Raw genomic sequence first — 13,407 nt, 5'->3', positions numbered from 1 at the left:
TCAGTGAGTATGGATTTGTCGTTCGCCATTCAATTGAAGTTGTCGATCAACTGCATTGTCCAATGACAAGTTTGATTTGTGCGTCGTTGTAAATTGCAGATCAACATCTCGATTGGCACACCAGTCCAGCCCTTCTGTCATCGCCACGGCTTCTCCAAGCTGATTGGCGAAGAAATCGTCAAACTGAGCAGAGGAACCATAGATACTATCTACAACCCATTTTGCACGAGGTGCGACCAATGGGTCCGCAAGTCGATTCTTCACCCCCCAACCTACCGTTAACTCACTGCAGCTATATTCTGATTCGTCCTTTGGCTTATCTACAAATGCCAGAAAATAGTCGACTTCGAAATCTTTTTTCATCATGACGGCTGTAAACAGCGTTGCCAGATCTTCGCGCCAGGTATTGTACCCGTAGTATTCGAGTGCACCATCAATCGCCATTTCTGAACCTACAAGCAAGGGTGTCAGATTCTTCTGCACATCAGTTACCTTCCCACCCTGGAAGCTCACTTGCGCCAGATCGTAAAGCACCTGCGAATACAGGGGCAAATCCAGATACAGCTGTGGTGACAAAAAGTAATGGCTATTGGCAGACAATGCCTCTGCCGGCACCAGACTTGAATCCAGGCTAGCTATGCTTGCGACTGGCAGGTAATCCATGGCATGCGCCAACTCATGGTACAGCAGCCTGTATACCGGGATCAGGATATCTTTGAAAGTGCGCTCCTGCCGACTGCTCAGACTAAAGAACTGAATAGCAGGACGTCCATCAATGCGAAGCGAAGCCATATCCCAGAACTGCAGCTCCTTGCCAAAATCACTCCGGAAGTCATCGACGATTGAGACGTTTGCCTTCTCTTCAATGCTAAGCCAAAGGTTGGCAGGGTCTAGCTGGATGCCACCAGTACCGATCCAGTAATTAGAGGGCCGCACGGTGCTGCCAATGACAATTGAGGTCAGAGAACCAAACAGCGGGATCATGTATTCCGGCGCTTCATTCAACAGTGCCTCGAAACGCTCTCCCATCCAATCATGCGTGACCAGGAGTCGATCCAGGATGTCTTCTTTCGTGAAAACAGGGCTTGCCTGTGTAATGAAAGGCAGTACTTCCAAAGTACAGCCATCATTGATTTCATCAATCAATGCACATTCTTTCAGCACCGGCGCGTAGGGGCTATCACTACGGTAAACAAAGAGTTTATCAACATCCCGGATATCACTTCTGACCACTACGTCAGAGTCATCATCCGGGATGAGAGGCTGGGTACCGGCAGGTGGCTCACCGCTGGAGCCACCACACCCTGTCAAAGTTGCAATCAGAAACAGCACCCACATCCATGTAGTGATCATGACGCAAACCCTGTATTACAACGTCTGCTATTACTTTATCTGAAGCTCCGCACGACGGTTCAGGGCGCGACCATTGGCAGTATTATTATTACTGATTGGACGCGTTTCCCCGTAACCCATCGTCGTCATCCGCTCTTCTGGCAACCCTTTGCTAGCCAGATAATTGAACACGGTTTCCGCACGACGCACTGACAGGCTCATATTGTATTGCTCTTTTGCAATCCAATCCGTATGCCCATCAATCTGGATAGTCATATCGTTCTCCAGCATGGCCGTAGCGAAATCATCCAGTTTCTGGCGGTCTTCGACATTAAGCTCAGCGTGGTCAACTTCGAAATAGACCAACGGTGGAACCAACGGTGCAGCCATCGGTTCTGGTGTCGGCAGTTCAGGCTCAGGCAACGCTTTCGCCACGACTTCGGGCTCAACCGGAGCCACCGGTGCGACAGGCACACCTCCGAAGCGTTTTAGTATGCCAACATTCAGATACCTGGCATCAGTGTCCATCCCCATGAGCTCTGTACGCAATGCAACTCCGTTGCGAAAACCGTACTCGAGCCCCAGACCGAAAGCCGCATGTGTCGGATAATCTCGCTTATAAGCAACCCCATTGGAATCATTGAGCATATGTCCGATTCCTGCGCGGCCGTACACTGACAATCCTTCACGTCGAAACAGACCGTTGGTATCCGAATCAATCAATGCAGAGCCGCTACGTGAATTGAACAGATAGCCCAACAGGCTTATGCCATACACCTGATAATCGATCGAGCCAGCAGAAACACCCAGAAACTCGACCTCAGCCTCGCCCAAGTCCGCCACATAGGCTTCGACACTGAATATACGACTCAGATCGTAACCCAGACCCAGATGAGCACCAGCATCACTTTTATCACTGATGCTCAATGCAGGAGTGGGAGATTCAGGCTCTAATCGCGTCACACCCACACCGCCAGTGACGTATACGCGCTGCGTGAAGTCCTCTGCATAGGACTGTTGGGGAACGGACAACAACAAGCCACCCAGCAGCAGAGCCGATGCGGCAACTATTCTGACAGTTTGATCATTACTTGCCGTTGTGGATAGTTCGCTTTTCATCAGGATACTCCCTGTTCAGAGATGTTCGCTTTTCGCCGACGCAATCTACGTACACCTACTCCCATCAACAGCACCCATGTGCCAAACAAGGACAGACTGCCTACGCCAGATCCGTTGACGCCGGTTTGCAAGGTCAGATCAGTGCAATCGCACTCGGCATAGTCATTGACATCATTCTGATTGAGATCGCTGAATCGAATCACATCGACCACGACATTGCCCGTGAACTGTTCGCCACTGGAATCCTGCAGCACATAGACAAAGGTATCTCTTCCGTAGAAGCCATAATCTGGACGGTAGTTAACCTCGTTGTCGATAATGGTGATGGTCGCATTGGATGAATCACTGACACTAATCAGTGTCAGGCCATCTCCGGAATCATTCGCCAGGACATCGAATGTGTCTGAACGCCCCTGATTGACCTCAAACTCATCGTCGACTGCGACGGTAGCAACACCATCGTTCAAGCCACCATCATTTTCTCCAGAGTCGGTCCCACCATCGGCACCGCCGTCAGTCGCACCGCCGTCACCTGCTCCAGCATCAGTTGCGCCATCGGCACCGCCGTCACCTGCCCCAGCATCAGTTGCACCATCGGCACCACCGTCACCCGCTCCAGCATCAGTTGCGCCATCGGCACCACCGTCACCGGCTCCAGCATCAGTTGCACCATCGGCACCACCGTCACCGGCTCCAGCATCAGTTGCACCATCGGCACCACCGTCACCCGCTCCAGCATCAGTTGCGCCATCGGCACCACCGTCACCCGCTCCAGCATCAGTTGCGCCATCGGCACCACCGTCACCCGCTCCAGCATCAGTTGCGCCATCGGCACCACCGTCACCAGCTCCAGCATCAGTTGCGCCATCGGCACCACCGTCACCAGCTCCAGCATCAGTTGCGCCATCGCCAGACCCGCCACCGTTGCCATTCGGATTGATAAATGGGAAGTTGACTGGATCCGAATCTCCACCAGCAATCGTCAACGGATGAGGATTGGTGCCCGGTGCATTGATCAGTCCTGGTGGCAACTCAGGATCCTGCTCGTTCATCTCAACAATGTAATTACCATCAGGAAGACCCGGCAATACAAAATTTCCACTCATGTCAGAGTCAATCGAATCACCCAGCGGCGTGTCGATGCCCGAATCTACAACTCCATTGCCATTGACATCTTCATAGAGCGTAATTTCGATATCGCTGAAACCGGCTTCATCATCGTCTCGTATGCCATCTCCATCGATATCGTTGAAGATCGCTCCAGTGGTTACGCTTATGTCGTCAGCGACAAAGTATCCGGACAAACCACCATAGATATCTGCATCATCGCCAGAGACAACGTAGTTGTCGGCGGTATCTGTCGGGAAGCTGGAAGGATCCAGCAGGTTGTGCTCTTCGGCATTGACATCATCGGCGAAAAAAGAAAAACCGTAGTAGCGCTGCCCCGGCTGAAGCCCTAGCTTGTCAGCAGAGACAAATACCATGCCCACCGTTTCATGCGAGCGCTCGGTTTCGACAGGAAAACCCTGCGGCTCATTGAAGTCATTCTGCAGAAAAGAATACTGATGCTGCAGATCGGTTACGCCATAACAAGTTGCAGGCTCGCTGCATCCATTTGCTTCGACCAGCATCATCGAACCATAAGAAGCAGGCTGTCCAAGTATGTCCAACGAAAGGATAGCTGCCATCTTCACTGGGTTATTGCTGCCTTTTTCTGCGGCAACATGACCAGCAAGGTTCATCTGACTGGCAGAAAATGGGGCCAGAACACCGTAGTCAAATAGATAATCGAGTCGTTCGATATTCTTGGCATCAGGTAACTGATTGGAAAACACATCGACAACACCTCGATTCAATGTTCGGCTGGACAGCATCTTCGCGATATCGCAATTTCCGGTGCCGGAACCATCACTGGGATAGTCGGCTGCAAATTGTCGTGATGCATCACCATCGGACAGTCGTTCGACAAACAGGCCACAAGGCTCACCTGTCGTAACTCCGGGAATATCGTGTCGTTGAATCTCCACCCGGTCAGCAGACATCGCATAACCAAAGCTACGACCGTCAGCGACAAAACCCTGCATGATCTGATTCGATCCCATGCCCCACTGATACTCGATACCTTCAGCGGTATAGCTAAACGCGGTAGCCGGCTTCAACTCTGTCGTGATACTGCTGACCTGGCCATCAGCCTGTGCTCCAGATACAGTCACCATGCCGACTAGAACTCCGGCAATCATGCCAGGTAGTGGGCTGCTTTCTTTGATTTTCGCCCGCGCAACATTTGTGCACCTGGCTTGTTTCGGTCTTACGCTATTCGTCATGGTTGCTCCGGACAATTTGTTTTATAAGCGCTAATAGCAAGATCAATAGCGTGCGAGTATCAAAATCAATACGCTCCGCACTGTCATACGCTAAAGCGAGTCTAGTAGAGTCAAATCCATTCAGCAGAAATACGAACCGTCACATTATTGACTTTCAAGCCGAATTGTATTAGTTCCATTTTAACTGACAAGGCCGTCCCTGCCCCTGACAATTGTCTAATTTTGTCATTTTACTCAATGGTTTAAACACCAAAGAGCTGTAATTGAGCGTGCTGCACCATAATGATGGTTTTGGTATCCATGATCAGCCCCGACGCCACCCATTCCACAGCCTGCTCTATGGTTACTTCCAGCACTTCGATATCCTCTCCTTCCTCCTCCAGCCCACCACCGGCTCCCGAGCGCTGCTCGCTGTCATAGGCCGCCGCGTAGAAATACAGCTGCTCCGTAACAGAACCGGGGGTTGCGTAGGCTCGAAACAAAAAACGCGGCTCTTCAATAATGAAGCCTGTCTCCTGCTCTGACTCAGCACGAACGGTTTCAGCGGGATTCTCAGCTTCTATCATGCCAGCAGGGACTTCCAGCAGAAAGCCGTCACCACCTAAGGTCCAGGCGGGAAATCGAAACTGACGTATCAGCACTATGGTGCGTTTTTCCAGGTTATATAACAGCACGGCAGCACCATGGCCACGATGATAGATTTCACGCTGTTGTTGCTGCCAACGACCGTCACCACGCTGATAGTCAAACGTAACCTTCTCCAGGGTCGCCCACTGATCGGATAAGACTTCCCGCGAATGCACTCGAATACGCTCAGAAGTGCTCCTTGCGCGAGGATCAAACTCTGCAGGGGTGGTCTTGGAACTCAATTTATCGATTTTCATTACTGCAGAATAACTCCTTACTGATTTACTCGTTACACGGTGTTACATGCTGATGCGCTACTGAAATCTATCCAGCGATTATCGAGCCGATACTCTCATTACGCCCTGTATCGCATACAGGCCATTAAAAACGCCACCTCACACCTGAAAAGAGAAAACAGCCATGACACATTTCCGAAAAACCATCATAGCCGTTGCAACCCTGTCGATTGTTGCAATCGGAGCCTCTGCCTACGCCTCTCGGGGTGACGGTGACCGCAGCCAGAAAATGGTAGAGCGCATCAGCAGCAAACTGGAATTGAATGACACTCAGAGTGCAGCTCTGCAGATTTTTGCTGATGAGCTGACCGAGACCCGTGAACTCATGCAAGGCGATGGCAGCTCTCTGCGTTCGCAGATGAGCGATCTGATCACAGCTGATACTTTTGACCAAGGCCAGGCCCTGACCATGATCAATGACCGCGCAGCCGCCATCCAGGCAAATGCACCGGAACTAGTCGCAGCCGCCGCAGGCTTCTTCGACGGCCTGTCTGCCGAACAGAAAGAACAGATCCAGAAAATGGCAGAAAAGCGCGGGCACCGGGGCCGTAAGGAAAAAGACGAGAACTAGACGGACATCTGCAAGTTTAAACAATAATTGCATTAAGCTGCCCTATATGCAAAAAGTACTTCTCATAGACGATGATGGCAAACTGGCCGAGGCACTGGGAGAGTACTGCGTTCGCTTTGATATACAAATCGAACCGGCACTCACCCCCAGTTCTGGCCTGAACAAACTATCCAGAGACCAATACGACGCCGTCATCCTCGATGTGATGCTGCCTGAGATGAACGGCTTTGAGGTTTGCAAACGTATACGACAAGAAAGTGATATTCCCATCATCATGCTGACGGCACGTGGTGATGTCACTGACCGCATAGTCGGGCTTGAAATTGGTGCTGACGACTACCTGCCAAAACCCTTTGACCCCAGAGAACTGGTTGCACGGCTACAAGTCAATATCAACCGACATGCACGTCTGGCAAAATCCACCATTGTGCCGGCAGACACAGAGTTGTATTTTGACGGCCTGTCCCTGAACCTGCTGAAACGTGAAGTTGTCGTCGGTGGCTCAGCGGTAGAACTGACGACCATGGAGTTTTCGCTACTGCAACTTCTGAGCGAGTCCCCCGGCACCGCTTTTTCCCGCGATCAGATTCTCAGCGTTCTCAAAGGCACTGAGAACGAACTATTCTCCCGCTCGGTTGATATTCTGGTCAGTCGATTGCGCGCTAAGCTCAAGCCATTGCTACCTATTCGCACCTTGCACGGTGCCGGCTATGCCTTTGTGTTGCCTGTAGCTGAACCCCCGGGCCCGCCAGCCACATGATCAAGGCTTTGTCATCATCGCTCTCATTGAGGCTGCTCGGCATATTCATTGTTACATCGGCACTGGTCATCATGATCCTTGTCACTCTTTTCAGTCGAGGACTGAGTGGTCAGTGGGTACGTTCCATACGTCCTCACCTGGTCCAGTACATACAATATGTGGAGCAGGACCTGGGCAGCCCACCCGAGCCAGACAAGGCGGATGCCATTGCCGGCCGACTACCTGTCGATATCCATATCTATCGCCAGGACATACTGCTTCACGCCACCACCGAAAGTCCTCTGGACGTTGATGACCTTGAATTCGAACCGGTTGGTAAAAATCGCAAAAAACACTTGGAAGCCAAGTTCGGCAGTGATCTGTCGAGAATCACGATCTCACCTCGTGGCGGCCCACAACAAGTGTTGAGAATCAGAGACGGCGAATACACGATCTATTTCGACTTACGCACACCCAGCCCCAGACACGGCCGATTCAACGACGAGCTTCTGCTTGCCCTGGCCGCTCTGGCTATCGTTCTGACAAGCAGCTATCTGCTTATTCGCCGACAATTGTCGCCAATCCGGCAAATTAAGAAAAGTGTCGGTCTGATGAGTGATGGTAATCTGAATCATCGCATTGCTCGCCGGGGACGAAGCGACCTGGACAACCTGGCCAATAGCATCGATGCAATGGCCGCTCGTCTGCAGGCGATACTTGATGCCAAGCGCCAACTATTGATCTCGGTAAGCCACGAATTACGATCCCCCATCACAAGAGCGCGCATCAATACCGAATTGCTCCCCGACTCACGGATCCGCGACAGGCTTCAGGACGATCTGGCGGATATGGAACGCATGATCAGGGACATCATGGAATCCGAGCAATTGCAGAATAACCACTCAGTGCTCAACACCGAGTCACTGGATCTGAACCAATTGTTTCGCAACGAGTTGGAACATATAGCCCCGGGAATTGAACTGCAGGTAGCGAAAGAGGCAACATCTCTTCTCATGATAGGCGACGCTGCACGGCTGAGAATACTGCTACGCAACCTGGTCTTGAATGCACTTCAACACGGTAAGAATGATGATGGCACAGTCAGCTTGTCAGTGTCGCTAGAGGCATCTGCCGATCGAATCAGACTGACAGTGAGTGACCAGGGACCGGGGATCAGCCGCGAGCACCTGGACGATGTGGTCACCCCATTCTATCGACCGGACCCTTCACGCAGTCGGGAAACTGGTGGTTTTGGCCTGGGTCTCACCCTTGCACGACTCGTTGCCGAGGCTCATGATGGCACTTTGAGTATCGACAGCGATCCTTCGATATCCTCAGGCACTCGCGTACTGGTCGAACTACCTTGTCGGTAGCTCACAAAGCCAGAACACTGTCGCCGCTATTCCTCTCTACCTGCACGGCCCAGAAGCAACCGTCTACTTGCCTCAAACCACCCTCTGACCAGCGAACTGATGAAACCGCTGACAGCTTCGTAGGCACTCGCCAGTATCAACCAGCCACCCACTGCAACACCCTGCTTGCGACGCTCTCCCAGTGCATCCACGCTGGCACCGGCTTTGGCAGTTTTCAAACGCCCTCCGGTGATGAGCGTTGCCAATGGTGGCGCGACCCATTGAGCGACCGTCACCACCATAACAGCAACGGCCATGGAGACCAGCGGTGCCGACAGAAACCAGATAATGAAAGAATCGGATTGTCGCCCGCCAAATAACGGTGACCAGCCGCCATAGAACAGTAGCGTCAACATCAAATAATGGCTACAGAACGCTGCAAACAGGTAAGGCGTAAACCGTTTAACCCAGATTTGCAGTTTGCCACCCAAAAACCACGGCAAGAGCGTCCAGATTGCCAACGAGCCGAACAGCCTGCCAAAAGGGTAAAGAACAGTTTCGTCGAATTCCAATCCTCGCTTGGCAAAAGCTTGCACCGCTGTATCGCCCACACCACTATTGGCCAGCAGTATGATCATGGTAGCAATGATAGACAGCATGACAAAGACCGGCCACAGCCGGTCCAGCGCATCCAGACGGGCGCCTCGAACCGCCAGATAGATACCGATGGAGAAAGCAAACAACACCAACGGCCTCAGAATCAGAACGAACGACTGATTGTGCTCGAAAACGTAGAGCATTCCCAACATCGGCAAGACAAACCACGCCATGCGTCGTATACCCAGCAGCAGCAATGGCGACAACAGCACACAGACAAAAAGATCTCGCAGGAAACCCAGGTGCATGGTGGCCCCCAGAGGCATCTCGGTAATGAAGAAGATGATGTTGAGCTTGTCCAATACCGTCTTGGCATCTTCCAGAAACGTGGGACGCGACTGTGAGACAACCAGGTACACCACATAGGTGACACATGCCCAGAAAATCATAGGCAAAATGATGGACACGAATCTACGACGATACAGAGACCAGACAGAGCTTCCAGGTTTGAGTAGCGTGGTCGCCGCCAGGTAGCCTGACACCACACTGAGCAAGGCGGCACTGGCACGCCCTGGCCCCTCCACGAGAAACCCTTCCAGGAAAATTGCGAACCCGCCAGTCGTCAAGGAATAGACCTGAGCGATGGATTGGCCATCGGGCACATGCACGAATATCATGCATAGCACGCAGAGCATGCGTGCCATGGCGATACGTTCGCGTGTGTCTAACTGTATTTGTGGAACCAACTCCGACATACCGCTGTCGTAAATCCGGTTAAGAAGCCTATCAATGATAGAAGACACACCCAAAAGGCGTATGGAATTTTGATGACAATGTCACTAATGAAGCTGACAAATCGGCCACATTGGACGGATTGGTCGGCTCTGACCAACAGCCGTGAATAATATGACAAGCCTCTGTGCCTATAGAGAATCAATGACTTATGGGAACAATCACAACCCAGTCGTCATTTTTGCCCCCGCTTCACAGCAAAAATAGTGTCGTCGGTGCGGGTCCGAGGTCACACGATAATTCACATAGTGTAACCCCGAATCTCTTCTGCATAACCAGGGCCGTGGAAACTACTGCCGAGACCTGGATCACGTTAATCAGTAATTGATTGAACCTGCGTTCACAAAGTCCGAACAGGACAATCAGGCATTATCGACAATGGTATGTGAGACCAGTTTTTCAGAGGCAGCCTTAGCCCTGTTGGCGGCAGAAGCTCGCCACGGTGGGACCAGCTCGACAGCCAGCATGGCAATGAAAATCAGGCCACAACCTGCCAACCCTATCAGCCCGATTCTCTCATCCAGCCACAGGAACGCAAAAAACGCGGCAAACGGTGCTTCTGAGGAAAGAAAGATGGCTGCCTGAGGCGCGGTCGTATACCGCTGCCCGACCACCTGTAACGTGAAAGCAAAGCCACTGGCAACGATTCCCGAGTAGAGGATTTGCGGTGCGACCTGAAGGATGTCAGCCCAGACAATTGGCTCCCACACCAGAGCAATGACAAGAGCCATAAAGCCGGTGACTGAAAACTGCGTCAGGGAGAGTGCCAGCGGCCTACCAGACTGACCAACAAACCGGGCAATCATGACTACTTGCAATGACCAGAAAACGGCACTACCGATAGTCAGCATATCGCCGATGACCAGTTCGCCAAGATTACCGCCAGACAATAGATAGATGCCTGCCAGAGCCAGAATGGCTGCGACCCAGGTAATGCGATGCGGGAAGTCCCGGAACAGAAGAATCCCCAGGATCGGCGTGAAGACAACGTACAAGCCTGTCAGGAACCCCGAGTTGGTCACACTGGTGCTTAACAAGCCAACTTGCTGCGTCGCCATGCCAGCGAACAGACTCAAACCAATCAAAGAGAACTTGAGCCAGTCACCCGTAACCAGTGGGGCAGCTTGCGAGCTACGCTGACGGCGCGATTCGAGCATCGCAAACGGCAGTACAACCGCGGAGGCTACAATGAACCTCAAAGCAATGAACAAAAATGGACCAATGCTGTCCATCGCCGTTGCCTGGGCAACGAACCCCATCCCCCAAGTAGCTCCTGCGATCAGCAGAATCAGATTTGCTTGCCAACGTTTCATGGGCGAGGAGGGTATCATCAAACACCATGTCATTTAGTCCACTCACACCGAGAAATCATCGCAAGGGCGTCGCCAAGACACCTGCGGGCAAACGCCAGCCTCACAGGCCACCGCAACACTTGCGACTCTGGGAAGCCATCCGCTTGACCCGCGATGAGCTAAGCCAGTGGCGGCAACAGGCGGAGCAAGTCGATAGCTTGTTCAGGCTGCATATTCTGCCTCGCGAAACACGCTTTACTGGCGTCTACTCGGCGCTGAGTAACCGCCTGATGGACCACTATGAACAAGCTCGCTTGTCAGGCGCACAGCAAGCTTTGCTGGCACTCTGGATTACCGACAACTTGCGTGCATTAAGTGCGCATCCCTTCCTGGCGCCAGAACAACGTGAAGCACTCGTTCAGCGTTGGCAACATGTCCAGGTGGAAGAGTCCTCTCGCACGGGTGCAGATCTGCAGAGCAAGAGCAGCCGAACGAGCGGCTCTTCCTACACAGAGTACGATGAAGATGATGAACTTGATGACGATGATGTCGTTTTCGATTTCGGCTGGCACAAAACGGCTCCAGCCAGAGACGATCAGGATCGGGACGATTCGCTTGGCAATGCCAAGACAGACCATCACACTGACAAGGCCCCCTCAGGCGATCAGCCACCACTCTCTGACGAGGACTTATCTGGCAACGACGGCCAGGCTGATAACGATGCACTGGATGTCGATGCAAAAGTCTCCGAACTGGAACAACGTCTCTCGATCGATCGACTTTTTCGTCAACTGGCGCGCGTGCTACATCCCGACCTTGAGCAAGATGATACTCTGAAGGCAGAAAAGCATGAGTTGATGAGTCAGTGCCTGCAGGCTCGTCAGAACAAGGACATCAATACCCTGCTGACGCTCTATTGTGAGCATATCGGTGATTTACCCGATGATCTGTCGCCCAGCGATCATGATGATCTGATCAAGGCCTTGCAGCAGCAATTACGGCAATTACAAAATGAGCTTCGACAGGAGCGCTTTGCCGACCCGCTACGTGTGCAGATAATAGAGCGTTACAGCGATGGTGATGAAACGCAGATTCTGCAGCGAATCATGCGCCATGCCGAGTCCCTGGATGCTGAAACAGAGCTTCTGAATACACAGCTTTCAGAACTGGATTCAGACGGTTCTCTTGAACAGGCTCTGGAAGTCAGGCGCGAGATCGAGCTGGACCGCATGGTCATCAACCAGATGACCGGCTACACACGTTAGCGCAAGGGGTCGCAGTCCAGCCAACGTCCCTGCTCATGACTATCCAGGCAGCGCTGCAAGTAATGCTGCAACAAGGCTGCATGTGCAAAATCGGGAGAACCGGTCTCACCTTTCTTCAAAGCGCCAACGAAACGCTCGAAGGTATCCGGCTGGGCAACAACTTCGACGTCCTGCCACTGAGGTATATGCCGATCCTCTCCCAGACAAGCTCGCAGCTTGTCTCCGCATTGGCCGGTACTGAGCTGCAATGCGCCTTGCGTACCGTGCAAGGTCAATGATAAATCATTGAAATAGCCTGTCTGGAAGCGTGACATATGCACCACGCCCAAGGCGCCATTCTCCATCTGCATGTTGAGAACGCAAGAGTCGTTCGCATCCAGCACGTATTCGCCAATACGATTCTCCGGTGCTTTGTCAAAGGTATGCAACCGACACTGCAGGCCAGTGATATCCATACCTACCCCTGCCGTTACAAAATCCAGGATATGAATACCAATATCACCTAATACACCACTGGAACCGTGTGCCGTTGAAAGACGCCACAACCAGGCTTCCTCAGTTGACCATTCACCCCAGTATGGACTGCATAACCAGCTTTGCCGATAGGAGGCTTCCACATGCCTGATTTCACCTATTCGTCCCTGGTCAACCCATTCGCGGGCCAGATGCAAAGCTCCTGAAACCCGGTAGCTCAGATTGACCATGTTCAGAACATCTGCACGATTTGCGGCCGCCACCATATCCTGACTGGTCTGCATGGAATCTGATAATGGTTTTTCACACAGTACAGGCAGTCCGGCGGCCAGACATTGCAGAGTCACCGGAGCATGCAAGGCATCCGGTGTAACCACACTCACGGCATCCAGCCTATGCGCCGCCAAAGCTTCATCCAGTTGCGTATGGGAGTGAGCAATGCCGTGCATGGCAGAAAAGCGTTGTACACGATCAGCATTGACATCAACAGCTGCCAGGACGCTGACACCCGGAATTTCAGCAAACCGCTGAGCATGGGTTTCCGCCATGCGGCCCGTTCCAACCAGCAGAACATTCAGTGAGCTCATGTCTATCTGTCCAGTACAAGTGGTAGCGTCAAAATGATAA

11 protein-coding genes are annotated in these 13,407 nt (G+C 52.3%); 4 read left to right on the top strand and 7 right to left on the bottom strand.

The genetic code is table 11. The features are described 5' to 3' along the window. The 4 genes from IMCC3135_RS06330 to IMCC3135_RS06315 all read right to left on the bottom strand — a co-directional run bounded on the left by IMCC3135_RS06330 (position 1) and on the right by IMCC3135_RS06315 (position 5,659). On the bottom strand, positions 1 to 1,353 hold the full coding sequence (locus IMCC3135_RS06330; protein WP_157735799.1) for a hypothetical protein: 1,353 nt from the start codon (positions 1,351 to 1,353) through the stop codon (positions 1 to 3). 30 nt (positions 1,354 to 1,383) lie between these two features. Then, complete coding sequence (locus tag IMCC3135_RS06325; protein WP_088916833.1) at positions 1,384 to 2,451, bottom strand: OmpA family protein; 1,068 nt, start codon at positions 2,449 to 2,451, stop codon at positions 1,384 to 1,386. Then, positions 2,451 to 4,667 carry an Ig-like domain-containing protein gene (locus IMCC3135_RS34500; RefSeq protein ID WP_169727416.1) on the bottom strand — a complete coding sequence of 739 codons (2,217 nt, stop codon included), beginning with the start codon at positions 4,665 to 4,667 and terminating at the stop codon, positions 2,451 to 2,453. Before IMCC3135_RS34500 ends, IMCC3135_RS06325 begins: the two co-directional genes overlap by 1 nt. A 350-nt stretch (positions 4,668 to 5,017) precedes the next feature. After that, positions 5,018 to 5,659 (bottom strand): NUDIX domain-containing protein, encoded by a 642-nt coding sequence (locus IMCC3135_RS06315; protein WP_088916832.1) that lies wholly within the window; start codon positions 5,657 to 5,659, stop codon positions 5,018 to 5,020. Positions 5,660 to 5,822: 163 nt separating this feature from the next. On the opposite strand from IMCC3135_RS06315, the gene IMCC3135_RS06310 reads away from it, so the two are divergent. The 3 genes from IMCC3135_RS06310 to IMCC3135_RS06300 are packed head-to-tail and all read left to right on the top strand — an operon-like array spanning position 5,823 to position 8,381. Beyond that, positions 5,823 to 6,269 carry a Spy/CpxP family protein refolding chaperone gene (locus tag IMCC3135_RS06310; protein WP_088916831.1) on the top strand — a complete coding sequence of 149 codons (447 nt, stop codon included), beginning with the start codon at positions 5,823 to 5,825 and terminating at the stop codon, positions 6,267 to 6,269. 46 nt (positions 6,270 to 6,315) lie between these two features. After that, positions 6,316 to 7,029: a response regulator transcription factor gene (locus IMCC3135_RS06305; protein WP_088916830.1), complete on the top strand. Its 714-nt coding sequence runs from the start codon at positions 6,316 to 6,318 to the stop codon at positions 7,027 to 7,029. Then, positions 7,026 to 8,381 carry a sensor histidine kinase gene (locus tag IMCC3135_RS06300; protein WP_088916829.1) on the top strand — a complete coding sequence of 452 codons (1,356 nt, stop codon included), beginning with the start codon at positions 7,026 to 7,028 and terminating at the stop codon, positions 8,379 to 8,381. The genes IMCC3135_RS06305 and IMCC3135_RS06300 overlap by 4 nt, the downstream gene beginning before the upstream one ends. A gap of 26 nt (positions 8,382 to 8,407) precedes the next feature. On the opposite strand, the gene IMCC3135_RS06295 is transcribed toward IMCC3135_RS06300, so the two are convergent. Next, positions 8,408 to 9,712, bottom strand: a complete 1,305-nt coding sequence (locus IMCC3135_RS06295; RefSeq protein WP_088916828.1) for an acyltransferase family protein — start codon at positions 9,710 to 9,712, stop codon at positions 8,408 to 8,410. Positions 9,713 to 10,111: 399 nt separating this feature from the next. Further along, the gene (locus tag IMCC3135_RS06290; RefSeq protein ID WP_088916827.1) at positions 10,112 to 11,062 is read right to left on the bottom strand and encodes a DMT family transporter; all 951 of its coding nucleotides are present in this window, start codon (positions 11,060 to 11,062) and stop codon (positions 10,112 to 10,114) included. A gap of 26 nt (positions 11,063 to 11,088) precedes the next feature. On the opposite strand from IMCC3135_RS06290, the gene IMCC3135_RS06285 reads away from it, so the two are divergent. Beyond that, on the top strand, positions 11,089 to 12,306 hold the full coding sequence (locus IMCC3135_RS06285; protein ID WP_088916826.1) for a hypothetical protein: 1,218 nt from the start codon (positions 11,089 to 11,091) through the stop codon (positions 12,304 to 12,306). Here the strand turns inward: IMCC3135_RS06285 and IMCC3135_RS06280 are convergent. Next, on the bottom strand, positions 12,303 to 13,367 hold the full coding sequence (locus IMCC3135_RS06280; protein ID WP_088916825.1) for a Gfo/Idh/MocA family protein: 1,065 nt from the start codon (positions 13,365 to 13,367) through the stop codon (positions 12,303 to 12,305). The two genes, IMCC3135_RS06285 and IMCC3135_RS06280, sit on opposite strands and share 4 nt — an antisense overlap. Positions 13,368 to 13,407: the final 40 nt, after the last annotated feature.

Source organism: Granulosicoccus antarcticus IMCC3135 (genome assembly GCF_002215215.1).
GTDB classification, from domain to species: Bacteria; Pseudomonadota; Gammaproteobacteria; order Granulosicoccales; family Granulosicoccaceae; genus Granulosicoccus; species Granulosicoccus antarcticus.
Note: the sequence above shows the minus strand (reverse complement) of the source record. Positions and strands in the feature narration are given on the sequence as shown.